27 protein-coding genes and 2 tRNA genes are annotated in these 25,049 nt (G+C 48.5%); 20 read left to right on the top strand and 9 right to left on the bottom strand.

Translation table 11 applies throughout. The annotated features are described in order from the left end of the window. Nucleotides 1-2: 2 nt before the first annotated feature. The 13 genes from rpsE to carA all read left to right on the top strand — a co-directional run bounded on the left by rpsE (nt 3) and on the right by carA (nt 8,389). Complete coding sequence (gene rpsE, locus ACYVBJ_RS26555; protein WP_163941476.1) at nt 3-521, top strand: 30S ribosomal protein S5; 519 nt, start codon at nt 3-5, stop codon at nt 519-521. Between the two features lie 16 nt (nt 522-537). After that, nucleotides 538-717 (top strand): 50S ribosomal protein L30, encoded by a 180-nt coding sequence (gene rpmD, locus ACYVBJ_RS26550; RefSeq protein ID WP_460978353.1) that lies wholly within the window; start codon nt 538-540, stop codon nt 715-717. Nucleotides 718-811: 94 nt separating this feature from the next. After that, nucleotides 812-1,288: a 50S ribosomal protein L15 gene (rplO, locus tag ACYVBJ_RS26545; protein WP_460985328.1), complete on the top strand. Its 477-nt coding sequence runs from the start codon at nt 812-814 to the stop codon at nt 1,286-1,288. A gap of 31 nt (nt 1,289-1,319) precedes the next feature. Next, nucleotides 1,320-2,636 carry a preprotein translocase subunit SecY gene (gene secY / locus ACYVBJ_RS26540; protein ID WP_460985327.1) on the top strand — a complete coding sequence of 439 codons (1,317 nt, stop codon included), beginning with the start codon at nt 1,320-1,322 and terminating at the stop codon, nt 2,634-2,636. Nucleotides 2,637-2,642: 6 nt separating this feature from the next. Further along, complete coding sequence (gene map, locus ACYVBJ_RS26535) at nt 2,643-3,482, top strand: type I methionyl aminopeptidase (RefSeq protein WP_460985326.1); 840 nt, start codon at nt 2,643-2,645, stop codon at nt 3,480-3,482. 7 nt (nt 3,483-3,489) lie between these two features. Continuing rightward, nucleotides 3,490-3,708, top strand: a complete 219-nt coding sequence (gene infA, locus ACYVBJ_RS26530; RefSeq protein WP_381526289.1) for a translation initiation factor IF-1 — start codon at nt 3,490-3,492, stop codon at nt 3,706-3,708. Nucleotides 3,709-3,718: 10 nt separating this feature from the next. Next, nucleotides 3,719-3,835, top strand: coding sequence for a type B 50S ribosomal protein L36 (gene ykgO / locus ACYVBJ_RS26525; protein WP_009284800.1), 117 nt, complete (start codon nt 3,719-3,721; stop codon nt 3,833-3,835). Nucleotides 3,836-3,837: 2 nt separating this feature from the next. Continuing rightward, the gene (gene rpsM / locus ACYVBJ_RS26520) at nt 3,838-4,215 is read left to right on the top strand and encodes a 30S ribosomal protein S13 (protein ID WP_460985325.1); all 378 of its coding nucleotides are present in this window, start codon (nt 3,838-3,840) and stop codon (nt 4,213-4,215) included. A gap of 46 nt (nt 4,216-4,261) precedes the next feature. Further along, nucleotides 4,262-4,657, top strand: coding sequence for a 30S ribosomal protein S11 (gene rpsK / locus ACYVBJ_RS26515; RefSeq protein WP_171737784.1), 396 nt, complete (start codon nt 4,262-4,264; stop codon nt 4,655-4,657). A gap of 78 nt (nt 4,658-4,735) precedes the next feature. After that, complete coding sequence (gene rpsD, locus ACYVBJ_RS26510) at nt 4,736-5,341, top strand: 30S ribosomal protein S4 (RefSeq protein WP_460978357.1); 606 nt, start codon at nt 4,736-4,738, stop codon at nt 5,339-5,341. A gap of 183 nt (nt 5,342-5,524) precedes the next feature. Beyond that, entirely contained in the window at nt 5,525-6,514 is a 990-nt protein-coding gene (locus tag ACYVBJ_RS26505; protein ID WP_460978358.1) for a DNA-directed RNA polymerase subunit alpha, read from the top strand. A gap of 61 nt (nt 6,515-6,575) precedes the next feature. Beyond that, a complete protein-coding gene (gene rplQ / locus ACYVBJ_RS26500; RefSeq protein ID WP_460985324.1) occupies nt 6,576-7,199 on the top strand; it encodes a 50S ribosomal protein L17 in 624 nt (207 codons plus the stop codon). A gap of 86 nt (nt 7,200-7,285) precedes the next feature. Beyond that, nucleotides 7,286-8,389: a glutamine-hydrolyzing carbamoyl-phosphate synthase small subunit gene (gene carA, locus ACYVBJ_RS26495; protein WP_460985323.1), complete on the top strand. Its 1,104-nt coding sequence runs from the start codon at nt 7,286-7,288 to the stop codon at nt 8,387-8,389. 29 nt (nt 8,390-8,418) lie between these two features. Here the strand turns inward: carA and ACYVBJ_RS26490 are convergent, their stop codons facing one another. Then, entirely contained in the window at nt 8,419-12,360 is a 3,942-nt protein-coding gene (locus tag ACYVBJ_RS26490; protein WP_460985322.1) for an AAA domain-containing protein, read from the bottom strand. An 82-nt stretch (nt 12,361-12,442) separates the two neighbouring features. Further along, nucleotides 12,443-13,513, bottom strand: coding sequence for a TerC/Alx family metal homeostasis membrane protein (locus ACYVBJ_RS26485; RefSeq protein ID WP_460985321.1), 1,071 nt, complete (start codon nt 13,511-13,513; stop codon nt 12,443-12,445). Between the two features lie 145 nt (nt 13,514-13,658). Here ACYVBJ_RS26485 and ACYVBJ_RS26480 point away from each other — a divergent pair, with 145 nt between their 5' ends. After that, the gene (locus ACYVBJ_RS26480; RefSeq protein WP_460985320.1) at nt 13,659-14,399 is read left to right on the top strand and encodes a glycosyltransferase family 2 protein; all 741 of its coding nucleotides are present in this window, start codon (nt 13,659-13,661) and stop codon (nt 14,397-14,399) included. Here ACYVBJ_RS26480 and ACYVBJ_RS26475 read toward each other — a convergent pair. Continuing rightward, a complete protein-coding gene (locus tag ACYVBJ_RS26475) occupies nt 14,359-15,546 on the bottom strand; it encodes a type III polyketide synthase (RefSeq protein WP_460985319.1) in 1,188 nt (395 codons plus the stop codon). The genes ACYVBJ_RS26480 and ACYVBJ_RS26475 overlap by 41 nt on opposite strands. Nucleotides 15,547-15,664: 118 nt before the next feature. On the opposite strand from ACYVBJ_RS26475, the gene ACYVBJ_RS26470 reads away from it, so the two are divergent. From ACYVBJ_RS26470 to ACYVBJ_RS26460, 3 genes are all read left to right on the top strand, one after another. Further along, nucleotides 15,665-16,528 (top strand): UbiA family prenyltransferase, encoded by an 864-nt coding sequence (locus tag ACYVBJ_RS26470; RefSeq protein ID WP_460985318.1) that lies wholly within the window; start codon nt 15,665-15,667, stop codon nt 16,526-16,528. 122 nt (nt 16,529-16,650) lie between these two features. Further along, nucleotides 16,651-16,726: transfer RNA gene (locus tag ACYVBJ_RS26465), tRNA-Gly, on the top strand. Between the two features lie 37 nt (nt 16,727-16,763). Continuing rightward, a tRNA-Leu gene (locus ACYVBJ_RS26460) sits at nt 16,764-16,848 on the top strand. A gap of 211 nt (nt 16,849-17,059) precedes the next feature. Here the strand turns inward: ACYVBJ_RS26460 and ACYVBJ_RS26455 are convergent. Further along, on the bottom strand, nt 17,060-17,467 hold the full coding sequence (locus tag ACYVBJ_RS26455) for an Hsp20/alpha crystallin family protein (RefSeq protein WP_460985317.1): 408 nt from the start codon (nt 17,465-17,467) through the stop codon (nt 17,060-17,062). 289 nt (nt 17,468-17,756) lie between these two features. On the opposite strand from ACYVBJ_RS26455, the gene hemC reads away from it, so the two are divergent. From hemC to ACYVBJ_RS26440, 3 genes are read left to right on the top strand one after another with little or no spacing between them, the layout of a single operon-like run. Then, a complete protein-coding gene (gene hemC / locus ACYVBJ_RS26450) occupies nt 17,757-18,683 on the top strand; it encodes a hydroxymethylbilane synthase (protein WP_460985316.1) in 927 nt (308 codons plus the stop codon). Beyond that, the gene (locus ACYVBJ_RS26445) at nt 18,680-19,111 is read left to right on the top strand and encodes a GNAT family N-acetyltransferase (protein ID WP_460985315.1); all 432 of its coding nucleotides are present in this window, start codon (nt 18,680-18,682) and stop codon (nt 19,109-19,111) included. The genes hemC and ACYVBJ_RS26445 overlap by 4 nt, the downstream gene beginning before the upstream one ends. Before the next feature lie 47 nt (nt 19,112-19,158). Next, the gene (locus ACYVBJ_RS26440) at nt 19,159-20,382 is read left to right on the top strand and encodes an ABC transporter permease (RefSeq protein WP_460985314.1); all 1,224 of its coding nucleotides are present in this window, start codon (nt 19,159-19,161) and stop codon (nt 20,380-20,382) included. 115 nt (nt 20,383-20,497) lie between these two features. On the opposite strand, the gene ACYVBJ_RS26435 is transcribed toward ACYVBJ_RS26440, so the two are convergent. The 5 genes from ACYVBJ_RS26435 to ACYVBJ_RS26415 all read right to left on the bottom strand — a co-directional run. Beyond that, the gene (locus tag ACYVBJ_RS26435; protein ID WP_460985313.1) at nt 20,498-21,130 is read right to left on the bottom strand and encodes a DUF4272 domain-containing protein; all 633 of its coding nucleotides are present in this window, start codon (nt 21,128-21,130) and stop codon (nt 20,498-20,500) included. Nucleotides 21,131-21,207: 77 nt separating this feature from the next. Continuing rightward, nucleotides 21,208-22,254, bottom strand: a complete 1,047-nt coding sequence (locus ACYVBJ_RS26430; protein ID WP_460985312.1) for an adenylate/guanylate cyclase domain-containing protein — start codon at nt 22,252-22,254, stop codon at nt 21,208-21,210. Then, nucleotides 22,251-22,628, bottom strand: a complete 378-nt coding sequence (locus ACYVBJ_RS26425; protein WP_460985311.1) for a response regulator — start codon at nt 22,626-22,628, stop codon at nt 22,251-22,253. Before ACYVBJ_RS26425 ends, ACYVBJ_RS26430 begins: the two co-directional genes overlap by 4 nt. Before the next feature lie 54 nt (nt 22,629-22,682). Then, nucleotides 22,683-24,767 (bottom strand): tetratricopeptide repeat-containing sensor histidine kinase, encoded by a 2,085-nt coding sequence (locus ACYVBJ_RS26420; RefSeq protein WP_460985310.1) that lies wholly within the window; start codon nt 24,765-24,767, stop codon nt 22,683-22,685. 50 nt (nt 24,768-24,817) lie between these two features. Further along, the coding region (locus ACYVBJ_RS26415; protein ID WP_460985309.1) for a sensor histidine kinase at nt 24,818-25,049 on the bottom strand (232 nt) is incomplete at its 5' end.

The raw sequence follows: 25,049 nt of genomic DNA, 5'->3' as shown, positions 1-25,049 counted from the left end.
CAATGAACACGAACGCAGCAAGACCGACAAAGTTTAACGAAGCCGACCTGAAAGAAAAGGTGGTGGCCATCAACCGCGTAGCGAAGGTGGTAAAAGGTGGTCGCCGGTTTAGTTTCTCGGCGATTGTCGTCGTCGGCGACGGTAACGGTGTCGTTGGTTATGGATTGGGTAAAGCCAATGAAGTAACTGACGCTATTGCCAAAGGAGTTGAAGACGCTAAGAAAAACTTAGTACAGATTCCTCTTCTGAAGCATACAGTACCTCACGAGATGGAAGGTAAATTCAGCGGTGGTTTTGTTCTGCTGAAGCCTGCAGCTCCGGGTACAGGAGTTATTGCTGGTGGTGCTATGCGGGCCGTTCTTGAATCGGCTGGCGTACGTGACGTACTGGCAAAATCGAAAGGATCATCTAACCCGCACAACGTAGTAAAAGCGACTCTTGACGCGCTGCTGAAAATGCGGTTGCCTCACCAAGTAGCTTTCCAACGTCAGGTTAGCTTAGCTAAAGTGTTTAACGGTTAAAACAGGAGCAACAGACATGGCACGGGTACGTATCACACAGGTCAGAAGCACCATTGACCGTCCGCAAACGCAGAAGAATGCAATCAAGTCGTTAGGCTTGGGTAAAATCAACCGGAGTGTTGAACTTGAGTACAATGATGCATTGAAAGGTGCACTTACGAAGGTCCAACATTTAGTAAAGGTTGAAGAAATTTAAGTATCTTTGTGATTCTTTTGGCTCTCAAGCTATCGTGAATAAGTATTTACACGAATAGGAGAATCAAAAGAATCATTTTTTAAATAATAACACAATGAATTTAAGCAACCTTAGACCGGCAAAAGGTTCCGTCAGAGAGCGCAAGCGAGTCGGACGCGGGCAAGGCTCTGGTATGGGTGGTACTTCCACCCGGGGTCACAAAGGGGCGCAATCGCGCTCAGGTTACAGCCGCAAGACACACTTTGAAGGTGGCCAGATGCCCCTTCAGCGTCGTGTTCCCAAGTTTGGCTTTAAGAACATTAACCGTGTTGAGTACAAGCCGCTGAATCTTGATTCTATTCAGGCACTTGTTGACGAAACCAAGACGACTGTAGTTGACATCGACTTCTTACGTCAGCATGGCTTGATTAGTAAGAATGACTTGGTGAAGGTGTTGAGCCGTGGTGAACTCACAGCAGTTGTTGAAGTTCATGCGCACGCTTTTTCATCCAGTGCGAAAGAAGCTATTGAGAAAGCAGGCGGTAAGGCCATCGTGCCAACCAAACAGGCGAAAGAGGAAGCAGCGAACTAAGTTGTGAGCATGGCAATAGCCGACCTATCATATGAACCGACTCATCACCACGTTTAAAAATATTTTTGCAATTGACGAGTTGCGGAGTCGAATCCTCAACACGCTGTTGTTTATTACAGCGTTTCGTCTTGGTTCGGCTATCGTGCTGCCGGGCGTTGACCCTAACAAGCTAAACTTAAATCCGCAGGGATTACTTGGTTTGTTGGATACCTTTCTGGGTGGTGCTTTCAGCAAAGCGTCAATTTTTGCGCTGGGCATTATGCCGTATATATCGGCTTCTATTGCCATTCAGTTATTAACGCTGGCACTACCTTATTTCCAGAAAATGCAGAAAGAAGGTGAATCTGGGCGTAAGCGGTTAAATCAGATTACTCGGGTACTTACCATTGGGGTAACGGCGGTACAGGCGATCACTTACATCCGTACTACCATACCACAAGAAGCTCTTCTGATTGACCGTGGACTATTCACAATTTCTTCTTTATTCATCCTTACGTCAGGTACAATTTTTTGTATGTGGCTCGGTGAGCGTATAACGGATAAGGGCATTGGTAACGGAATCTCAATGATTATTATGATTGGGATTGTGTCACGCCTTCCGGGCGCTATTATCGGTGAACAGCAATCCCGTGGTTCAGCAGGTATTCTGATTTTTGTACTGGAGCTTGTCGCCCTTTACTTTGTTGTAATGGGGGCGGTTGTGTTGACGCAGGCTGTTCGACGTATCCCGATTCAATACGCCAAGCAAGTAATCGGTAATAAAGTAGTCGGTGGTCAACGGCAGTACCTGCCTTTGAAGCTTAACGCGGCAGGAGTTATGCCGATCATCTTTGCGCAGGCATTGATGTTTATTCCGACTTATCTTGCTGGTCTCTTTGCTGAGAAAAGTGACTTTGCCGCGGGTGTTCAGAATGCTTTCCAAAGCTACACGACCTGGCAGTACAACGTTTTGTTCGCCTTATTGATCATTGTCTTTACCTTCTTTTACACCGCTATATCGGTTAACCCAACTCAAATTGCCGACGATATGAAGCGGAGCGGTGGGTTTATCCCTGGTGTGAAGCCTGGTATTCAGACCTCTGAATATATTGGGACTGTTCTTGACCGGATCACTTTACCAGGTGCTATCATGTTAGCTATCGTAGCAATCCTGCCGGCAATTGCGAACCTATTTGGTATGACAAGCGGGTTTGCTCAGTTTTTCGGTGGGACATCGCTGCTAATTATGGTAGGCGTTGTATTAGATACGCTGCAACAAGTGGAGAGCTACTTGCTGATGCGTCGGTATGAAGGATTAATGAAGTCAGGACGTGTTCAGGGTAGAACAACCGAGACAGTAGCTGCCTAACTTAGAATGGCCGGTTCAGATAAGAAGGACAAAGTAATTTTTATCAGGAGTGATGAAGAAATCACTTTGATAAAAACTAGTGCGCAAGTTCTGGGAAAAGCTCATGCTGAAGTAGCTAAACTAATTCGGCCGGGAATCGCTACAAAGGAACTTGATAAGGTTGCCGAGACGTTTATTAAAGATAACGGTGGCATTCCGTCTTTCTTAGGGTATAACAAGTTTCCTGCTTCGTTGTGTATATCGGTTAATGACGTAGTGGTACATGGATTTCCTAGCCGCTATGAACTTCGCGATGGAGATATTATCTCGATTGATTGCGGAGTTAAATTAAATGGGTATCACAGTGATAGTGCGTATACGTATCCAGTTGGTGAAGTGAATCCTTCGATAAGAAGATTGCTCTCGCGGACTAAAGAATCTCTTTATGTTGGTTTAGAAAAAGCCGTAGAAGGGAATCGTGTCGGTGATATTGGCTACGCTATTCAGTCCTATACAGAAAAGTTTGGGTATTCTGTTGTTCGGGAGCTGGTTGGGCACGGTGTTGGGGAAAACTTACATGAAGCTCCGGAAGTACCCAATTACGGCAAACGAGGACAAGGCCCCAAATTACTTGAAGGTATGATCTTAGCTGTGGAGCCTATGATCAACTTTGGTAAGAAGGGGGTAGTACAGGAACGAGATGGTTGGACTATTCGTACGATTGACAGAAAGCCGTCGGCTCATTTCGAGCACACTGTTGCTGTACGAAAAGGAAAATCAGAAGTGTTAACAACCTTTGAATATATAGAAGCAGTCACCGCGAACACGAGCCTGATGGTCGATACACCGGAACTGATGGCAGCATAAAGCGAACATGGCAAAGCAAAATTCTATAGAGCAGGATGGAGTTATTTTAGAAGCGTTATCAAATGCAATGTTCCGGGTTGAACTTGTGAATAAGCATGAGGTAATCGCTCATATATCCGGTAAGATGCGTATGAATTATATAAAAATCTTACCTGGAGACCGCGTGAAATTGGAGATGTCGCCTTACGATTTAAGTAAGGCACGGATTGTGTACCGGTATAAATAAATAAGGAACCATGAAGGTCAAAGCGTCGATTAAGAAGCGCAGTGAAGACTGCATTGTGATCCGTCGGAAAGGGAAACTGTACGTGATCAATAAAAAGAATCCCCGTTATAAACAAAGACAAGGCTAAGAATGGCACGTATTGCAGGTGTTGATATTCCAGATAAGAAGCGCGGAGAAATTGCGCTTACCTACATCTACGGTATTGGCCGTAGCCGGGCTAAAAAAATCCTGATTGATGCAGGAATAAGTGTTGACAAAAAGGCCAGCGAGTGGTCGGACGATGAGGCTAGCGCCGTGCGTAATGCAATTTCGAACGAATACAAAGTGGAAGGTCAGCTCCGTTCTGAAGTTCAGCTGAGCATCAAGCGTTTGATGGATATTGGTTGCTATCGGGGTCTGCGTCACCGGAAAGGTTTACCTGTTCGTGGACAGCATACGAAGAACAACTCACGTACTCGGAAAGGTAAGCGTAAGACCGTAGCAAATAAGAAGAAAGTTACGAAGTAATTAATAGGTCATTAGTAGCGATTACTGATGATGACTACCTAAAAAGATGGCTCAAGCAAAACGCAAAGACAAAGCGAAAAAGCGGGTGGTGGTTGTTGAACCAGTTGGTCAGGTACATATCCGGGCTACGTTCAATAACATCATTATCTCGATCACCAACATGAACGGCCAGGTTATCTCCTGGGCGTCAGCGGGTAAAATGGGCTTCCGTGGCTCAAAGAAAAATACCCCTTATGCTGCTCAAACGGCCGCTCAAAACTGCGCAGCTGTCGCACATGACTTAGGCATGCGCAAAGCAGAAGTGTTCGTGAAAGGTCCTGGATCAGGTCGTGAATCGGCTATCCGCACCATTCAGAACTCTGGTATCGAAGTAACCACAATCCGTGATATTACCCCGCTGCCGCACAATGGATGCCGGCCGCCAAAACGTCGTCGCGTATAATTACGGATGGCATGAATAGGGGCAGGTGACATTAAGTTGTGTCTGTCCGATGTTTCACAATATTCATTCATTGAACGAATGGCACGTTATATTGGGCCAAAAGCCAAAATTTCGCGTAAGTTCGGCGAGCCGATTCTCGGCCCCAGCAAAGCGCTTCAGAAAAAGAATTATGGACCGGGTATGCACGGTCGGGGTCGTAAACGGAAGCAATCTGAATACGCACTCCAATTGCTGGAAAAGCAAAAGGTAAAGTATACGTATGGCATTTTGGAACGTCAGTTCCGGGCCTTGTTTCACCGCGCTCAGGTACGTGAAGGTATCACCGGGGAAAACCTGTTGAAGTTGTGCGAAGCACGTCTTGACAATACTGTCTATCGTCTAGGTATCGCTTCTTCGCGTCGGGCTGCTCGTCAGCTTGTATCGCATAAGCATATCATCGTCGACGGTGAGGTAGTTAACATTCCTTCTTACTCTTTGAAGCCGGGTCAACTGATTGGCGTTCGCGAAAAGTCGAAGTCGTTGGAAGCTGTGACCTCTAGTTTATCAGCACGTAATATTAAGCGCTATAACTGGGTTGAATGGGATAATCAACAGATGACGGGTAAATTTATTAGCTACCCTGAGCGTGATCAAATTCCAGAAAACTTCAACGAGCAGGCAATCGTCGAATTGTATTCGAAGTAGTGAATTGGCTGGCAGAACTCGAATGGGTTCTGCTGCTATTATATATAGTTTGGTTAGCTCATTATTAGACGTTTGTCAGCTACTCACAGACGTAACACTGCAAGCGTTTAAGCAAGTGAGTAATCAAACAGTATTTGAGTCTTCACGCCAAGGCAGAGAACTGCTGTAAACAATACGAAACGTATGTCAATTTTAGCGTTCCAAATGCCCGACAAAGTCGTAGTGGAGAAAGCCGACGACTTTCACGGGGTGTTTGAATTCAAACCCCTTGAAAAAGGATACGGTGTAACGATTGGTAACGCGCTTCGGCGTATTCTGTTATCATCCCTGGAAGGATACGCTATCACAAGCGTAAAATTTCCGGGTGTGTTGCACGAGTTTTCTTCCATTGAGGGCGTAGTTGAAGATGTGACCGAAATCATTCTGAACCTGAAGATGGTTCGCTTCAAGAAGATTTCGGACATGGTTGACAACAAAATCACTGTCAACATTAAGAAGCAATCGGTTTTGAAAGCCGGAGATATATCTAAGTTCTCTCCATCGTTTGAAGTGCTGAATCCTGAACTGGAAATTTGCCACATCGACGATACCCGGGATTTAGAAATGGAAATTTTCGTGGAGAAGGGCCGGGGCTACGTCCCTGCTGATGAACCGCGGGCCAATGAACTGCCGTTTGGACACATTCCAATCGATGCTATTTACACGCCGATCAAGAATGTAAAATATAGCGTTGAGAACACTCGGGTTGAGCAAAAAACGGACTATGAACGCCTGCTGCTGGATATCGAAACAGATGGCTCGATTCACCCGGAAGAAGCGTTGAAAGGAGCGGCTTATATTTTGATTCAGCACTTCATGCTGTTCTCTGATCAATCTATGACCTTCGAAACGGCTAAGCCGGAAGAGGAAAATGTGGTTGATGAAGAAGTACTGCACATGCGGAAACTCCTGAAGACGTCATTGGCAGATCTCGATTTGTCAGTACGTGCCTATAACTGCCTCAAGTCAGCCGATGTACGCACATTGGGTGATCTGGTTCGGTTAGAGATTTCTGACATGATGAAGTTCCGTAACTTTGGTAAGAAGTCGCTGACGGAGTTGGAGCAACTGGTTGCTGAGAAGAACCTGACGTTCGGTATGGACGTCGCTAAGTACAGACTAGACGAAGATTAATCGATATTCGACCGGTGCGTCAGTTGTGAAATTCACGCACCGGTTTTGATTAACCAAAACAATGAGACACGGTAAAAAAGATAATCACCTAAGCCGGACGCACTCGCACCGCGAAGCGATGTTGCAGAACATGGCCTCGTCGCTCATCCTGCACAAGCGTATTGAGACGACAGTTGCGAAGGCGAAAGAGCTTCGTAAGTTCGTAGAGCCAATTTTAACGCGGGCTAAAGACGATACCTACCAAAATCGTCGGATGGTGTTCCAGACGCTGACGAACAAGGAAACAGTTAAAGAACTGTTTGGAATAGTAGCTGATAAAATTGCCAGCCGTCCGGGTGGCTATACGCGCATCATTAAATTAGGTAATCGTTTAGGCGATAACGCTGAGACTTGCCTGATTGAGCTAGTCGATTTCAACGAAGTTCTGATTGCAGCCGCTACCGAAAAAGCAACTGCGACTACCAGAACTCGCCGGAGCCGTCGGGGTGGGTCTAACCCGGCAGCAGCTGCTGGCGCAGCTCCAGTAGCTGCCGCTGAAGTAGCAGAAGCTCCAGCAGCCGAAGAAGCACAGGCAACGGAAGTAGAAGATACTACGCCGGTAGCTGAAGCACCCGCTGCTGATACAACAGATGAAACACCCTCTACGCCGGAAGCGTCGGCTGACGACGAAACCAAACAGAGCTAATGGTTGAAAACCGTTGTTCATACGAAATAGGGGTTAACCGTTAGGGTTAGCCCTTTTTTTTAATAGTTCAAGTTTAAAAAGCACCTATGAAACATACACGGCAACCCGAGGCTTTGCTGGTTCTGCAAGACGGCTCTGTTTATCGGGGATTGGCTTTAGGGAAAATCGGTACCGCTGGAGGTGAAATATGCTTTAACACCGGTATGACCGGTTATCAGGAGATATACACTGATCCGTCGTATTATGGACAAATAGTTATCAATACTACTTCACACATTGGTAATTATGGTGTATTAAACAACGCGGAACAGGAGTCGAACGGCGTGAAAATTCGGGGAATGGTTTGTAACTTTTTCTCGAACATTCATTCGCGGTACACAGCTGACGGTTCGTTACAAGACTACTTTGAACGAGCTAATATTGTCGGCATTCACGGGGTGGATACCCGGCAACTGGTGCGGTACATTCGCTCGAAAGGCGTAATGAACTGCATTGTCTCTTCCGAAATATTAGATCCGGCTGTACTGCTGGCCGAGTTAAACAAAGTGCCGGATATGGAAGGCTTAGAGCTTTCTTCGGAAGTGTCTACACAGGAAGCCTATGAAGAGGGTGATCCAGAAGCAAAGTTGCGTGTAGCTGTCCTCGACCTGGGGGTTAAGCGCAGCATCCTGAGCAACTTCAACGAACGCGGTGTTTTCTGTAAAGTATTTCCCGCCCGCAGCTCTTACGAAGAATTAGCCGCCTGGAGGCCCAACGGATATTTCATTGCCAATGGCCCCGGTGATCCTGCTGCTATGCCGTACGCCGTCGAGACGGTAAAACAGGTTTTAGATGAAGAAAAACCTGTATTCGGTATCTGCTTAGGCCATCAGATTTTATCCCTAGCCAGTGGTATCTCAACGTATAAGATGCACAATGGTCACCGTGGCTTAAACCACCCCGTTAAGAACCTGATTACCGGTCATTGTGAAGTCACTTCACAAAACCACGGATTTGCCGTTCAGGCGGAGGAAGTGATGGATCATCCAAACGTTGAATTGACGCATATCAATCTGAATGATAAAACGATTGAGGGGATTCGCCGGAAAGACAAACCCGCCTTCTCAGTACAATACCATCCTGAATCGTCGCCAGGACCGCATGATTCGCGGTATTTGTTCGATCAGTTCGTGACAATGATGAATGAATAAAGAAAAGCCCAGACTATCTCTGGGCTTTTTTAGTTAGTCGGGTTTCGCCAATACTCACGGCTCCATATCCGTTGGAATGGCCAGTGACGGCTTGTTAACGTAATGGGTAAATAAGCATGGGCTTGCTTGAGAGATTGTTGAAAGTAAGCCTCATCGTCCGTTAAAATAAGTGACTGATACGTATGTCCATCTTTAACGGTAAGGTCTGCAAAAGGCAGTTCCGGTTTCCAATTAAAGTGCGTCAAAGCTAATTTGTCTTTCAACAGCGCACTGGAAGGCAACACCGAAACCTGTTGGGGAGTTACCCGAAAATAACCCTGTGATACGTCAAGCGCGTACTGAAGGTAAGCTTTCAATACCCTAGGTCCCTCGTTTAAAGTATCTTCCACAGCAAGCTCATTGGGCCAAAGGCTAGTCACGACGTAAACCTGTTCGCGGGCCCGAGTTATAGCTACGTTCAGGCGATTTTCACCACCCTGTGTGTTCAGGCTTCCAAACTGCATTGATAATCGACCACGATGATCTGGAGCATAGCCAACCGAGAAGATAATAATATCGCGTTCGTCACCTTGTACATTCTCGATGTTCTTTACAAACAGTTGAGGGATCTGCGTATGAAGCGACTGAGTTTCGACTAAATCCTGGATTAGTTGCTGCTGAGGGTAATTGAAGGTGACTACTCCGACCGAATGATCGCGGTATTTGACGGCTAGCTGGTTCAACAGCCGAACAATGGCTTCGGCTTCTGCTTCATTAGTTTGCTGATGCCACGTTCCGCTAACATTCTGGTAATGGATAGCTGGCTTGTGATCATTGACTTCCTGAAAGTGGGGGAGGAGAGAAAGCTTGTTTTGATAAAAGTATTTGTTTGAAAAGGTAATCAAATCAAGAGACCGGCTCCGATAGTGCTCTGTCAGTGAAACCTGGGGTAAATACTGGGCACCTAACTCAAGCAGTGATTCTACTTCTAAAGCCGCAGGTGTTTCGTCTTCGGACGATAGTTCGTCCAGGCGAATTCGATATAAATCTGTGGGACGGAGTTGCTGGTTATCACCCGTAATCACAATCTGCTTTCCGCGCGCGATAGCTGGAATACCGTTCTCCGCAAAGCATTGCGAGGCTTCATCAAAAATAACGAGATCGAACAAATCGTTTCGTAGCGGAAACATGGCGGATACGGATTCAGGCGAGGCAAGCCAGCAGGGCACCAGCCTGAACACTTCATCCGCAAACGATTCCATCAGCTTCCGGATGGGCCAGACGTTACGTTTCTTGGTTGTCTGATGCAGCAAGTCGCGGTACGTTACTCTGTTATTTAAGCGGTTAAGTGTTAAGTTACGGTACGTTTGTTCGCGTAATTTCACCAGGAGAATGTCGCGGCTGAGGGCCTGCTTACGCTGAACGCTTTGCTGCAACGTCTGCTCAGTTTGCGCCAGTTTCAACGAGGAAACGCTACGTAGTTCGGGATGCTTACGTTCAAGATGGTCGAGCCAGGTCAGGCGCAAGCTGTTCAGAAATAACGCTGACCACGTACCGGCGGCATGAGTAGTCAAACGATCAACAACCAGTTGCTCCGTTTCCGAAAAGCTGTTTTGCAACCGATCGGCTTCGACGAGCAAATCAAAATCCTGCTGAAGAACTGGCGGAAGCGATTCGGCATACGTATCGTCCTGCCAAACTTGGTCGAGCTGTCCGTTCGTTAAGTAGGTGCCTGCTTTCTGCCGCTGTTCCGCAACAGCACTCGTATGGGCAAGTAAGGCGGTTATCGTTTGAATGAACTCCGGATGGGGTAAGTGAATCAGCAGCGACAGACCCCGTAGTGATTGTAAGTCCGTAATACGTTGTAATACGTACCGGGCCTTTCGGATTAATCGCATACTTGCCGGGCTATCCGGTAACGATAAGTCCGCCAACAACGGGGCTGCTTTTTGGTAGAGAACGTCAAGCTCAATACGCTTCTCTAGTTTTATCCATAACGTCTTTAAATCGCTTTCTGCCAGCGTAAGCCCATTTGCCAAAGCTGTTTGTTGGACTTGATTTTTGCCCGAGTTGGTTAATAGCCACCAGTTCCAGTGCGTCCAGGTCGATCGGGCTGCGCGAGCGTCGGCTAACAGCACCTTGAATGCGAGAAGATCAGTACTCGCCAGCGTAGCTTCCGGGCCGGGCGACAGAAGTGCGTTTTCCCAGGATTGAGCCAGCTCACCGAGGTAGACTTCATCGACATGTAAGGCGGCATGACTCGGGTGCCTATGTAAATACTGGACAAGCTGCCAGAAACTAGCTGGATTTGATACGTCAGGAAGTGCCAGCAGAGCCGTTAACTCCCGGTCATGAGCTTGCCAGGTAACTACTTGATCCAGCGCAAGCACTTCGCCTAACAACCCGTTGGTTTGAGCATCCGTTGTTAGTCTGGTTTCTCGCCATAACGTAATGGCCTGCTTGATTTTCTGTAAGTCAGAACTTGTAAACTGAGCGAAGTTGACCCGGTTCGCCCAGGCGTGCTCTGACCCTAGCCGTTGGCAGTACGCGGCATAGTCATCCAAACGCCGGATAAAGTTATCCACATCCGGCAATTTAAATTGTGGATAAACGTCATTTAAGGGAATAAACGGATCACTTGCCCGGCTGGTCAGATACAGTTCTTTCGGGGAGATGCCGCCTTCGCTAGTGTCAAAAAGCGCCTGTTTGAAAGCCGCTAGTTCAGCAACTGCTTCATCAATGCGACGGCTTTCAGTATCAAAATCTCGTTCGAGCAGTACGGCGTTGAGGTTGTTGTTTTGTTGCTTATAGGCTTCTATTTGTTCGATTTGCGCAGCCAGCTGAGCGTACAGACTTCGGCGGTCATCCTGAAAATCGTGGACTAAGGCCAGAAACGCACTCATGCCTACCTCGTTCAAACGCTCTGCAACAACGTCGAGGGCGGCTCGCTTCTGACAAACCAGCAACACCCGCTTACCGGCTGCCGCAGCGTCGGCCATCAAATTCGCAATCAACTGGGACTTACCTGTTCCCGGTGGACCTTGAACCACCAGAGATTGACCCGATTTGACTGCGCGTAAAGCAGCCTCCTGCGACGCATCCATTGGCAGGGGCGTGTGGATAAATCGCTCCGGGAGAGTAGAAACAGCAGCTAAAGAAACGGGTGAAGACTGAAGGTCATCCGTTACCTCATCGGTTTCATCGAGTTGATGGTTGTTGATCAGTTCATCGTAATCCGGTACGAGAAAAGAACCCGCCTGGGGGAATATACCAAGAACGGCTTCGGGATGCAGTTTCAACTCGCCGGTACGTGCTAACTGATCCAGATCTTTAGCCGTCTGCTTATCAAAGAACTGAAGTTTGTCAGCGAATAAATCCTGGTTAAAGTTGATTTCGAGCGGACTCTCTTTTAGCCACTCATACAGTTGCGTGCGAAACACCAGCGAATCTTTATCAAAGTCGTCGGCGCTTTTTTCAATGACCTCGTCGGGGATCGTTACGTGATTGAATTGGCCATACGCCAGAACCAGCGTCGGATTTAGGAAGGCCAGTTCGTCACCGCGACGAGTCAGCTTCCAGAATTTCCCTTGCTGTTCGAGCTGCACCGGAAAGAATAGGAGCGGCCCATGAACCACCGTCCCATCCAGAAATTTACCCCGGACGAACGGCCAGCCAACGTATAAATCTTCGGTGCCCCGTTCTTCTTCAATAAAGCGCGCTGTGCGGTTAATACGTCGAAGCCGACGGCTCACATCGTTGCTACGTTCCTGACGCGGATCAAGCACTTCACACACAGAAATTGACCCTTTGCGAGCGATCAAATCCGCGATAATGCTAAACGATGGCTTATTAAGAAGGAAATCGGTTTCGTGCAAATCCAGAAACTGACCGGCTGGTAGGCCCGAGAGCAAAAGCAGGCGGTTGCGGCTGCTGAGATTCGTTAATCGCCGGCGAAGGACTTTAAGTACGGATGGTTGAAGCGGTATTTTCACAGGAGCTAAACCAAGATGTAAACGTTTCGTACGTATCGTTTTGCAGAATTACGTAATAAACGTTTACATCCCATATATCCAGCTATTCTATGCCTTCTTGCTTCGGCCGTTCAGGAATCAGCCAGGACGCCAGAATACTTACCGCTAAAATCGAAACGATGATGTACAGCGAATAAACAGGTTTGAAGCCTATTCCTACCAGCCAATGTTCGGCCAGCATCTTAACGCCAATAAACGTAAGCAGCACCGCCAACCCAACTTTCAGGAACCGGAACTGGCTCATGATACTGGACAGGAAGAAGAACATGGACCGCAGCCCCATAATGGCGAATACGTTCGAGAAAAATACGATGTACGGATCTTTCGTAATCGAAAAAATAGCGGGAATAGAATCGACGGCAAAGACTAGGTCCGTAAATGCAACCACGATAACGATGATGAATAAAGGCGTTACGAACAGTTTCTGGTCCGATTTCCGACGGATAAAGAAGTTATCTGTTACGTTACGCTTATACACATTCAGGTATTTACTGGCAAACCGAACTACCGGATGACTGCTCGGTTCAATTTTTTCGTCTTCATCGCCCTGGAAGAACAATTGAACGCCCGTATAGACCAGAAATGCCCCGAAGAGGTACATGATCCACTCGAAGCGCTGGATGAGGGCCGAGCCTACAAAAATGAAAACAAAGCGCAGAACAATCGCTCCAAGAATCCCCCAGACCAGAATTTTCTTGTAATACCGCTCCCGAACGCCAAACGAGCTGAAAATTAGGATAAACACAAAGATATTATCGGCCGAAAGCGAGTATTCCACCAGATAGCCCGTGATATACTCCAGGGCCATATTCGACTGGAAGCGGTCCAGACTAGTGGCAAAATCACCCGGCACAAAATCGACATGGTTGGCGTATCGGTCACGAATTTCCTGAAGCCGCGCCATATCGGTTATGCCATGCACCAGATAGCCGTAATTCTTCAGGAAGAAGTAAAAGGCAATGGATAAAGCAACCCAGACTGCACTCCAGAAAGCCGCTTCTTTGAACGAGACAACGTGACTCTGACGCTTTGAGAAAGCGCCCAAGTCTAACGCCATTACCAGAAGAACGAAGGCCGCGAAGGCGAGAAAGAAAGAAGTTTCGCTTGAAAACATACGTAGTCAGCAGGACCATACAGCTTAACCTTGTCCGGCCTGAGAAGTTGGTTAATTGCGGGTAAAGCTACACCCAATCTGCTGAATGAACGGAGTTGATGGCTAAAATATTGGCATACTCAACCCTAGTTATTAGTTTTGACTTATGTTTAATTCTAAAAAAGTGATTGTGGTTATGCCGGCTTACCGGGCGGCCCTAACGCTGGAGCGTACGTACCGTGAGATTCCCTTTGACCTGGTAGATGATGTTATTCTGGTCGACGATGCCAGTCCTGACAATACGGTTGAAGTCGCTCGTCAACTCGGCATCCGCCACGTAATCCGCCACGATAAAAACAAGGGTTACGGAGGAAATCAAAAAACCTGTTACGCTAAAGCGCTTGAACTGGGGGGCGACATTGTTATTATGCTCCACCCCGATTATCAGTATACCCCCTTGTTGCTGCCAGCCATGATTTCTATTATTGGCAATGGATTGTATCCGGTGGTGTTTGCATCGCGTATTCTGGGGAAAGGTGCGTTGAAAGGCGGTATGCCGATGTACAAATACATCGCCAACCGCTTTCTGACGTTTACGCAAAACATCCTCATGAATCAGAAGCTATCAGAATACCATACTGGATATCGCGCTTTTTCCGGGGAGGTATTACGTAACCTCGACTTCACGCACAACTCCGACGATTTCATTTTCGACAACGAAATGATCGCTCAGGTTTTTTTTAAAGGCTACGAAATTGCGGAGGTGACCTGTCCCACAAAATATTTTGAAGAAGCCTCCTCCATCAATTTTCGTCGTAGTTCAATTTATGGCCTCGGGGTGCTGAAAACATCCTTGTTTTATATGCTTACAAAACTTGGACTGATGCGCTGGAAGGTATTGCAGTAACGTACTGCGGTTGCGTCACTACGGCCTCCAGTACCATCGATTCGAGGGTCAGACCTGGCCCGAATGCGCAACTTAGAATGTTCGGTCGCTCCGGATCAACCTCGGCCTGACCAGTTGCTAACTCGTTCCAGATTTCTTTCAGCACGAACAGGACCGTTGCTGACGACATGTTGCCGTTTCGACGTAACACTTCGTAGGCGTACCGATCGTCCTGGGCCGTAATGCCAAGCTGTTCTTCAATTACTTCGAGAATACGCCGTCCGCCGGGATGCAGGGCGTAATAGCCGATGTCGTCGAGCGTTAGCTGACACTGGTTGAGTAGCCGATCCATCAGTTGACCGATGCCTTGCTGAATAAACGTTGGAACCTGCGACGTTAACGTCATCTCGAAGCCAAAATCACTAATGTGCCAGGCCATAGCCTCTTTGCCTTCGGGCAGAAGATCGCAGTAGAATGACCGCAGTCGGAACGAATGGGCCGGGCGCGGTCGGCTTTCAACCAGCACAGCCGCTGAACCGTCAGCAAACAAGGCGTTAGACAGCAGATGGTCAGTTTCTGTTTTTTTCTGAAAGTGAATGGTACAAAGTTCAACGCATACAACCAGCACTTTTGCGTCAGCATCGGCCCGAACGATCGCATCGGCGGTTTTAAGCCCGTTGAAAGCTCCGTAGCAGCCCATAAAATTGATCGCCAGCCGCTGGGTTGACGTAGGTAACCCCAGCGCTTCGATGATCTCTATATCAGGCCCCGGTGCGTACAGACCCGTGCAACTGACCGTGATCAGATGAGTGATGGACTGCGGATCGAACTCCGGGTAACTCTCAAAACAGTCCTGTATGGCTTTCAGGGCAAGCGGAACCGCTTCATGTCGGTAAACGCCCATACGCTGGCCCACGGTCGGAAATGGCTCCATACCGGGCGTATTCGCATAAAAGGTATATTCTCCTTTGGGCCGGATATAATCCGCCAGAACAGAATGCCGTTGGTCAATACGTGTATGCCGATAGAGCGCCATGAGCCGTCGGCTGTCACGCTCATCCAGTTGAAGCACATCGGCCATAAACTCGGCTGCATTCTGTTGAGTAGAAGAATAGGCCGGCACGGCCGTACCAATGCCGTTAACGTAACCGCTTACCTGATTTCGCATTTTGTGGGTATTCCCGCTGCTACGGGTTATAGACTTATGTACAAACGTCGGACACATCCTATAACTACGTGTTGTACGTAAAGTTCTGTAATTTGGTCGCTCCTTATGTGAATTGATAATGACCCTGCGTACTATCTGGTTACACCTGCGCGTACCGTTTTCGTTCTTTCTACTTCCCATCTATTGGTTTGCCCTTAGCCAATCGCCATCGCCAAATCTATGGCGGGCTATCGTAGTGCTGCTGACCGTACATTTGCTCCTGTATCCTGCCAGTAATGCTTATAACAGTTATTTCGACAAAGACGAAGGAAGCATCGGCGGGTTAGAAACACCCCCTCCGGTTAGTAAAGAGTTATACTGGGTATCGTGGGCAATTGATGGATTGGCGCTATTAATCGGCGCGTTTGTGAACTGGTCGTTTGTCGTTTATCTGCTTGTGTACGGATTCATCACAAAGGCTTATAGCCATGATCGCATCCGGTTAAAGAAGTACCCTATTTTCAGTTGGCTGCTTATCAGCGTTCTACAGGGAGGCATTACGTACGTAATGACCTATGTATCGATCAATAATCTGCCAGTATGGGCGGCTTTTCAACCGAGATTGTTGTTTGGCGGCCTGTTGGGCGTACTGAATCTAATGGCTCTTTACCCCGTCACGCAGGTGTATCAACACGAAGAAGATGCTCGCCGGGGTGATCGAACGATTAGCCTGCTGCTTGGTATTCGGGGCACATTCGTATGTGCTACGCTTATGTTTACGCTGGCCATCGTAGCGTTTTACCTGTATTTTGGCGAGAGCTATTATTTCTATCTGTACGTCCTGTGTCTATCGCCTGCGGTCATTTACTTTCTTCGCTGGTTTCTTCAGGTGTACCAGGACGAGCGGTGGGCAAATTATAAAGCAACTATGCGAATGATGTGGATTGCCGGCATATGCCAGAATTCTTTTTTCATACTTCTTGTGTTTTTAACTCATTCGTAGTCAGAATTTAGCGTCAGAAAGGCCTGGTCTGGAAAAATATTTTTAACGTCAGGGCTTGACAAACGCTAAAATCGCCCTAAATTTGCATCCACAATTCGCCACCACAACGGCGGATATGTAATGCGAAAGTAGCTCAGCTGGTAGAGCGCGACCTTGCCAAGGTCGAGGTCGCGGGTTCGAACCCCGTCTTTCGCTCCACGAAAAGGCACCGCCCGACGGTGCTTTTTTCGTAAACGCCGGGATGGTGGAATTGGTAGACACGCCGGACTTAAAATCCTGTGGGCCACAAGCCCGTGCGGGTTCGACTCCCGCTCCTGGTACTTGTTGTTATTGAAAAGCCTTCGTAAATTGATTTACGAAGGCTTTTTTGTTTTTAATGATTCGATCCCACAAGCTTTAAATCTGAGTACAGATCAGTTACCCAACATCTCGGCTCAAACGATACCTAACAAAAAAAGTCGTTTCCGTAGAAACGACCTTCAATCCGATCTATAGGCTACAGGACCTTAGGTGATCCCGGATGAGAATACATTAGAAAAGATCTTTGATGTCAATCCGACGATGTAGATGCTCTTCGTCTTTGAAGGGCAGCATAACCATAACCTGGCCGTGTTCGTGCACCGCTTCAATCTGGTCAGCATCGATAAAGGATGGGATGTCCAATACCCGTAAGAACATAGGTACGGCCAACCGCTGACTTGCGCCATCTTCTTCCTGACTGACTGAGGTACTTACTAACAATGTATATAATACGAGCTTGGTGCCTTCTACTAAAACGTTAAATGAGTTAGCACTTACACCCGGAGCTGACAGGGTAATGATTAGGCGTTCATCTTCGCGCTCGACGTTCATAGTCGTCTGGCTCGAACCACCGTATAGGGTATTGAGTAAATCGATCTGTCCACCCGTCCCCTGAAACACATTTTCTATCGCTTTCATAGGAGTTGCTGTTTACTGTTCAAGTACTATCTATTAATCAAACGCCGTGCCTAATCGGATTCAACAAAATATATACGCCAAGCTGTCAGCGTTAGATGTGTTTTTTAGCAAGAAAATGCCGTTTTGGCGCGTTCAAGGCCTCATTGGAAAATAGTAAGCCATTATTGCTGGTGTGTAATACTGTTGCTGATTGTGGGCTTTGTGTGGTTTTACTTCCACAAACAGCCACAGTTGCGGAAGCTGGAAAAGCGTGGTTTTCCTGTCATTCAAGCCGTATCTTTGCTGTATCATGCACATACGAATCGGAACGCGCAGCAGCCGCCTGGCGGTGTGGCAGGCGGAACACATACAAACGCTTCTGCAATCGAGCGGTCTAACATCAGAACTGGTGTTTATTGAAACCAAAGGGGATCAGGTGCTCGACCGGTCATTATCCAAGATTGGCAGCAAGGGTTTATTCACCCAGGAGCTGGAAGATCAACTGCGGGACGGATCGGTCGATATTGCCGTGCATAGCGCGAAAGATTTGCCTTCAACGTTGCCCCAGGGGTTAGAGATTATTGCGTTTACCGAGCGCGAACGGGTTAACGACGTATTGGTAAGTCGTAACCCGAACGTATCGCTGCAGGGTGGGGAAGAGTTTCGGATTGGTACGTCATCGACGCGACGGGTGGCTATGCTCAAGCATTTTTGCCCACACCTGCCCACGGTTGACATGCGGGGTAATCTGCAGACCCGGATTCGTAAACTGGATGAAGGCCACTGCGACGCCTTACTGCTTGCTTACGCGGGCGTGCATCGGATGGGGTACGACGATCTCATTGTTGAACACCTGCCCCCGGTAGACTTTACCCCCGCCGTTGGTCAGGGCAGCATTGCTGTTGAAGCAGCTGCTACGTTAGACAGAGCCATTCGGGAAGCCATTACGCAAGTCGTTGATCACGAACGAACCGCTGCCTGTTTGCGCGCTGAGCGGGCTTTTCTGGCGCGGCTCGAAGGTGGGTGCAGCATTCCAACCTTCGCGCTCGCCGATTGGACCGACGAGCAGACAGTACAGATAACGGGTGGTTTGATAAGTTTAGATGGCAGCCAACTGCTACGCGATACGTTGTCGGGACCGGCTGGCGAGAGCGCTTCGATAGGTCATGCGTTGGCCGAGAGTATTCTGGCCAAAGGAGGAGACGAAATTTTGTTACGTATCCGGGAAGCGTTATGATCATAGAAATTGCCCAGACCGATGAGCAGATCCGGCAGTGTCTACCAGCACTACTGCTGTTACGTCCGCATCTGACGCCCGAGGAAGCTGTTGAGCGAATCCGGTATCAGCAGGAAAACGAACGGTTTACGCTGGCGTTTGTTCAGGATGGCGAAGGGCCTGCCCCGGCCGTGATCGGCTACCGTACCATGCACCTGCTGTACAGCGGTAAGACGCTGTACATCGACGATCTGACTACCTTAGCGGACGCTCGGGGGAAGGGGTATGCCGGGGCTTTGCTGGACTATGTCATTGAAGAGGCCCGGCAGGGAGGGTACCAATGCGTTTCGCTGGATTCGGGGCATAGTCCGGCCCGGTATGATGCGCATCGACTCTATCTGAACAAACGGTTTTACATTGCTTCCCATCATTTTAAAATGGATTTATGAGCCAGCTTAGGTTGGTTTGTCTGTTCGCTTAATCTCTACTACGTGTAATGAACCTGTTCCGAATCAGTTGGAGTAACCTGACCGATAAACCCCTGAGTAGCTTTCTGAGTGGCTTGCTGATGACGTTTGGCATCACCATTATCTCGCTGCTGCTGTTGCTTAATAAGCAGCTGGACGATCAATTCCGCAAGAATATCAAAGGAATTGACATGGTGCTTGGCGCGAAAGGAAGCCCGTTGCAACTGATTCTGTCGAGCATTTACCAGATTGATTCGCCAACCGGTAATATTCCGCTCGATGAAGCGCAGCGACTCACCCGTAACCCCATGATTAAAACGGCGATCCCGCTGGCCATGGGCGATAATTACCGCTCATTTCGCATCGTCGGAACTGACAAACAATACCTCGACCACTTTGGGGCTACGGTTAGTCAGGGAAAGCTTTTTCAGCAGGATCTTGAAACGGTTATCGGGCCAAGGGTGGCCGAAGTAACGGGCCTGAAAATTGGTGATACGTTCGCGGGGTCGCACGGACTTGATGCCGAAGGCGAAGAGCATGCCGACTCAAAGTACAAAGTTGTGGGCATTCTGAATGCTACCAATACGGTCACGGATCAGCTCATTCTTACGCCCGTATCGAGTATATGGGCTATCCATAATCACGAAGAGCACGAAGCCGAGGGGCCGGGCCATGAAATGGAAGAACATGAAGAAGATCATGCGGACGAACCCCGCGAGATCACGAGCATACTGGTGAAGTTTCGGAACCCGATGGGTATGATGCTCAAACGCGGCATAGACCAGAACTCGAAACTACAGGCCGCTTTGCCGAGCATCGAAATCAATCGGCTATTTTCGTTGCTTGGGGTGGGCGTTGAAACGTTACGTGGCTTAGCCGTTGTGATCATGCTGATTTCCGGCATCAGTGTGTTTGTATCGCTGTACAACTCGCTGAAAGAACGGCGCTACGAAATGGCACTTATGCTCTCGATGGGAGCGACGCGGGCGCAGTTGTTTGGTATGCTGCTGCTGGAAGGGCTTGCGCTGGCGTTAATCGGCTTTGGGTTGGGTATTGTGTTAAGCCGGGTTGGTTTATGGTTGTTTTCGAACAGTGTCTCCTCTGAATACCATTATAATCTGGCCGTTTTTGGCATCTTACCCGAAGAGTGGGGCCTGTTGGGCGTAGCTGTGCTAATTGGGTTGGTAGCGGCCGCTCTGCCGGCTATCGGTGTCTACCAGATGAACATTTCCCGCACGCTGGCCGAAGACTAGAAATTTAACTGATCACCGAAAAAGACAATAGCTCCACTTGTCTTGACGAGAATAGTTATTTACTTATTCTTAGAGAAGTTTTATAACTAGAATTATGTTATTTGATTATATCCGATTAGGTATCTAATCTGACCATATCCCAATCCTCATTATTGTACAAAATCCATTCAAGTGCTTTTCTACGATGGTAAACAAGACCTTCATTAATTGAGGTTGAGTTACCCTGTAGTCTTTCATTTACGCAGTACCAGTGCAAACAATAGTAGCGATCCAGTATAGTGTATAATTCATCGACTGATCTCAATTCTAGTCTGTTCAGTTTGCCTGTATCTTCGTTATTTTTTATATCCGGCAGCAAAGAAGCCATGTAGTCTTCGACATCCCTGTCTTCGGATAAATTACCAACCATGCTCGTTGCCCACATCAATGCCCATAGCGATTGTAAATACCATCTAAACGTTACAATATCTTCGCTTTGAGAATCTTTATCATACAGCGTACTGCGCTCCTTTTCTGAGAGAAATTGTGACAAATCTTTGTCTTCTATCCATTTTTTAATGTGAACAGGTGAGTTACCAAAAGACAAATAAATCAACGCTAACATTATGGCCATCCGCCCTCGAATATCACGTATCTCCCTAAGTGAATATATATCAAGTACTGGAAGTGAACTAGGGATTTGATAGCCTTTTTCTAATAGAGACTGACTTACCTTCTTTCTTATTTGTTGCACGGTGACCCCGCTCATAAATCCTGTTGTATAAGTGATGATATGTTAACTGGTGTTACTTTATGGGGAATTAACTTAACTTAAGAAGCGATTTTTTATCCTACTACGTTATATATCACGGCGGGGACCGTCTTATTTTTGAGTGTTACCTCGCCGATACGTTCGCAGGTGAACGATTCGCCAATCTGATCATGGGCGGATTCAGTAATAACGATCTGGCCTGGGCGGGCAGCCGTTTGCAGGCGCTGCGCCATATTCACAGCATCGCCAATAACGGTATAATCTAACCGACGTAACGTAGCTGAACCAATATTCCCCGATACCATTTCTCCGGTATTGATACCAATGGCAACCTGTGGGTGGTAGTTGGGGTGATTAGGTAGATTATCTTCAAGACCCATCACCTGATTGCGAACAGCAAGCGCGGCTTCAATGGCCCGATCCAGGTGATACTCGCCCCGGAAAACGGCCATAACGGCATCGCCCATGAATTTATCGACGTAGCCGCCCTGGGCGATGATTTCCTTTACCATTACGTCGAAGTAGCGATTAACAAGCTTGACGACTGTATCGGCTGATTCGCGCTCAGAAATGGCCGTAAAGCCGCAGATATCGATAAAAACAACTGTGGCGACAACCGTTTCGCTGGCCGATAGCGCCGTTTCAAACTCAGGCTGGTTCATGAACGTCAGCACCGATTCGTCTACATACATCCGCAAGATGTTGTTTTCTTTGATGGCCTGCAGCGTCTGACGGAGTTGCTTTACGTACTCCATGGTTTTCTGCATAGTCGCTTCCAGGTCTTCGAAGTTGACAGGCTTGGTCACAAAATCGAAAGCTCCCCGGTTCATGGCCGTGCGAATGTTTTCCATATCGCCGTAGGCCGAAACAATCACGGCCTTTAGCATCGGTTTGTTTTCGTGGAGCTTAACCAATAGCGTCAGGCCATCCATACCCGGCATGTTGATGTCGGTCAGCACCATGTCGATGTCCGGCTGCTGATCTAAAACGGCCAGTGCTTCGAGGCCGTCGTGAGCAAAGACGAACTCGTATATTTTTTCCCGGATCTGCCGCCTGAACTTTTGCTTGATGAGGAGTTCAAGATCTGTTTCATCATCAACCACCAACACTTTAGCCGTCATGCTATACTTCGAAGTTTTTGTTTGAGGACTGAGAAGTCGAGCGGTTTGGTTAAGAAGTCGTTCGCCCCCAGCGAAACCGCCTGTTGTTCCGAATTGGCATCGCCGTAGGCCGTAATCATCATCACAACCGGCGGAGGAGGAACGTTAAAATCCTGCCGAATGTGACGCAGAAGCTCAAAGCCACTCATGCCGGGCATGTTAATGTCCGACAGAATCAGAATCACTTCTGACGCGTGGGTAGTTAGATACGTTAACGCTTCTTCGCCCGAATTCGCAAAGTTTAACTCAACTTCACCACTGCGGATTTCGCGCCGAAACCGTTGCTCGAACAGGTCTTTTACGTCAGTTTCGTCGTCGACAACTAAAATTTTCATCTGTAGGAAGGTTTGGTCAAAGATAAACAATTTGGGGCGAGTCAGCCGCATGGATTAGCCAGGGAGCTGTACATAAAAAGTGGTTCCCTGACCAGTCGTACTTTCGACACGTAACGTACCATTATGCCCTTTGGTAACGATGTCGTAACTCATGGATAAGCCCAGTCCCGTTCCCTGTCCGGTGGGTTTGGTGGTGAAAAAAGGCTGGAAGATCTTCTCGCGAATAGCTTCCGGAATACCCGTACCATTGTCGCTGACCAGTAGCTCTACTGAGTTACCAACCCGCCGGGTGTTTACCGTAACGGTGGGCTGATAGTTGGGCTCGCCCTGCTTGTGGCGCTGCTGGACGGCATAAAAAGCGTTGGTGAACAAATTCAGCAGCACCCGGCCCATGTCCTGGGGGACCAGACTGATGGACCCAATAGATGCATCAAAATCCGTCACCAGCTTGGCGTTGAAAGTCTTGTCCTTGGCCCTAAGGCCATGATAGGCCAGCCGCAGATACTCGTCGGCCAGGGCGTTGAGGTCAGTGGCCTCCCGCTGCCCACTGCTGGCTCGGGAGTGCTGCAACATACCCCGCACGATGCTGGAGGCCCGTCCGCCGTGGTGGCTGATCTTCTGCAGGTTCTGCTTGAGGTCTTCCAGCAGTTCGGCTTCGAGTTGGGTATCGGGCTGGGGCTGAGTTTGTTCCTGGGCGAGTTCATCGATGAGTTCGATGCTGACCTCGGCGAAGTTGTTGACGAAGTTGAGGGGGTTCTGAATCTCATGGGCAATGCCCGCCGTCAGCTCGCCCAGCGACGCCATCTTCTCGGTTTGGACCAACTGATTTTGCGTGGCTTTTAGCTCCTCTTGTTGCCGTTGAAGCTGACTATTCGCCCGTTGCTGCTGTCGGTTACTACGCCATAGTACGACGGCTACGATGCCCAACAGTCCTACACCCACCAGCGACGAAATAAGCCATTGCTGCTGCCGACGGTCTTTTTCGGCTTGCAGAGCGGCCTGAGTTCTGCGTTCAGTATTCCGGGTATTCTGCTGGAATAAGGCGAGTTGTTGCTGCGTTCGGCGACCCGATAACGTATCGTTGTAATTGATGTACGTTTGCTGATACTGAAACGCCCGCTGGAAATTGCCTTGCCGGGCATACGCCTGAGCCAGCACCTGACTTGCATCACGGGCCACTTCTTTATACTCGATTTGCCGACTCAGATTCCAGCTTTGAAGACCGTAGTAAATGGCACTATCGATACGTCCCGTTTGATAATGGAGTTTGGCCAGCGTCGTTTGTGACCAGGCCACAATTTCGTACTCGCCACTCATCATTTTCTGACGTAACGCCCGATGCGCCAGTTCAGATGCTTCGTCGTAGCGACCTTCTTCCACCCGCACAGCCGCCAGGTTACTTTCCGGACCCGCCTGTAATCGGTCGCTGCCAATTCGACGAGCCAACCGAACGGCCTTGGTGAAATAGCGGGCCGCTTCATTGGTGTTTCCTTCCAGCCGGTACAACTCGCCAATGCCGTTCAGCGAGATGCAGATGCCTTTGGTATTGTTTGTTTTCTCAAACTGTTCGAGGGCGGCCGTGTGGTATTGGAGGGCCTGCGTATAGTCGCCCAGCAGCGAATAAATCGCGCCCAACTGCCAGGTGTTGCGTTCAATCAGCGATTGGTCAGTTACGTCTTTGGCCAGCCGCAGGCTTTGTAGAGTCATCTCCAGCGCCGGTACGTAATCGCCCCGTTGTACCTGCACCCAGCTCAGATAACTTAACGTACGGGCTGTGCCCAGGCGGTTTTTCGACTGGTCGAAGCGCTGGCGGGCCTGAGTCAGATAGGCGGTTGCCATCTTGTAGTCATTCTTGGTGCTGTGAGCGGCACCCAGTGCCAGCAGGCCATTGGCCTCCCCAACCGGGTACTTTAATCGTCGGGACAAATCCAAAGCCTGCTGGCCTAGTTGGAGTGCTTCTATGTAATCATCGGGACGTATTACGTCCGACAGCTTAACTAGCAGGTTGACCCGAACCGTGTCTGGTTGTTGGTGAGCCCGAAGTTCACTGCGTAGACTATCGGCCTGGGTTGTCTGCGCGGCCACCGAACGACCCGCCAGCATAGCCAATACTATCGATGCGATAAGGCGACTGATCATTCGTAATGCTATTGACGAATTGAAACTATGGTTAAGTTCCGAGAGAACCATTACGCAGGCAGTTGAATGGTAAACGTAGTGCCCTGACCTTCCTGACTTTCTACAGCTAACGTACCGCTATGTCCTTTGGTGACAATGTCATAAGCCAGCGAGAGGCCTAAGCCCGTGCCTTCACCAGTAGGTTTGGTCGTAAAAAAGGGCTGGAATATTTTGTCCTGTACCGTCTCGGGAATGCCGGTGCCATTATCCGTGACGGTAACCTGAGCCTGCCCGTCCACGCAG

Source organism: Spirosoma fluminis (assembly GCF_054778895.1).
Note: the sequence above shows the minus strand (reverse complement) of the source record. Positions and strands in the feature narration are given on the sequence as shown.

Coding starts and splice junctions, on each gene's coding strand:
- rpsE (WP_163941476.1), top strand. CDS start 3: ATGAACACGAACGCAGCAAGACCGACAAAGTTTAACGAAGCCGACCTG.
- rpmD (WP_460978353.1), top strand. CDS start 538: ATGGCACGGGTACGTATCACACAGGTCAGAAGCACCATTGACCGTCCG.
- rplO (WP_460985328.1), top strand. CDS start 812: ATGAATTTAAGCAACCTTAGACCGGCAAAAGGTTCCGTCAGAGAGCGC.
- secY (WP_460985327.1), top strand. CDS start 1,320: ATGAACCGACTCATCACCACGTTTAAAAATATTTTTGCAATTGACGAG.
- map (WP_460985326.1), top strand. CDS start 2,643: ATGGCCGGTTCAGATAAGAAGGACAAAGTAATTTTTATCAGGAGTGAT.
- infA (WP_381526289.1), top strand. CDS start 3,490: ATGGCAAAGCAAAATTCTATAGAGCAGGATGGAGTTATTTTAGAAGCG.
- ykgO (WP_009284800.1), top strand. CDS start 3,719: ATGAAGGTCAAAGCGTCGATTAAGAAGCGCAGTGAAGACTGCATTGTG.
- rpsM (WP_460985325.1), top strand. CDS start 3,838: ATGGCACGTATTGCAGGTGTTGATATTCCAGATAAGAAGCGCGGAGAA.
- rpsK (WP_171737784.1), top strand. CDS start 4,262: ATGGCTCAAGCAAAACGCAAAGACAAAGCGAAAAAGCGGGTGGTGGTT.
- rpsD (WP_460978357.1), top strand. CDS start 4,736: ATGGCACGTTATATTGGGCCAAAAGCCAAAATTTCGCGTAAGTTCGGC.
- ACYVBJ_RS26505 (WP_460978358.1), top strand. CDS start 5,525: ATGTCAATTTTAGCGTTCCAAATGCCCGACAAAGTCGTAGTGGAGAAA.
- rplQ (WP_460985324.1), top strand. CDS start 6,576: ATGAGACACGGTAAAAAAGATAATCACCTAAGCCGGACGCACTCGCAC.
- carA (WP_460985323.1), top strand. CDS start 7,286: ATGAAACATACACGGCAACCCGAGGCTTTGCTGGTTCTGCAAGACGGC.
- ACYVBJ_RS26485 (WP_460985321.1), bottom strand. CDS start 13,513: ATGTTTTCAAGCGAAACTTCTTTCTTTCTCGCCTTCGCGGCCTTCGTT.
- ACYVBJ_RS26480 (WP_460985320.1), top strand. CDS start 13,659: ATGTTTAATTCTAAAAAAGTGATTGTGGTTATGCCGGCTTACCGGGCG.
- ACYVBJ_RS26475 (WP_460985319.1), bottom strand. CDS start 15,546: ATGCGAAATCAGGTAAGCGGTTACGTTAACGGCATTGGTACGGCCGTG.
- ACYVBJ_RS26470 (WP_460985318.1), top strand. CDS start 15,665: ATGACCCTGCGTACTATCTGGTTACACCTGCGCGTACCGTTTTCGTTC.
- ACYVBJ_RS26455 (WP_460985317.1), bottom strand. CDS start 17,467: ATGAAAGCGATAGAAAATGTGTTTCAGGGGACGGGTGGACAGATCGAT.
- hemC (WP_460985316.1), top strand. CDS start 17,757: ATGCACATACGAATCGGAACGCGCAGCAGCCGCCTGGCGGTGTGGCAG.
- ACYVBJ_RS26445 (WP_460985315.1), top strand. CDS start 18,680: ATGATCATAGAAATTGCCCAGACCGATGAGCAGATCCGGCAGTGTCTA.
- ACYVBJ_RS26440 (WP_460985314.1), top strand. CDS start 19,159: ATGAACCTGTTCCGAATCAGTTGGAGTAACCTGACCGATAAACCCCTG.
- ACYVBJ_RS26435 (WP_460985313.1), bottom strand. CDS start 21,130: ATGAGCGGGGTCACCGTGCAACAAATAAGAAAGAAGGTAAGTCAGTCT.
- ACYVBJ_RS26430 (WP_460985312.1), bottom strand. CDS start 22,254: ATGACGGCTAAAGTGTTGGTGGTTGATGATGAAACAGATCTTGAACTC.
- ACYVBJ_RS26425 (WP_460985311.1), bottom strand. CDS start 22,628: ATGAAAATTTTAGTTGTCGACGACGAAACTGACGTAAAAGACCTGTTC.
- ACYVBJ_RS26420 (WP_460985310.1), bottom strand. CDS start 24,767: ATGATCAGTCGCCTTATCGCATCGATAGTATTGGCTATGCTGGCGGGT.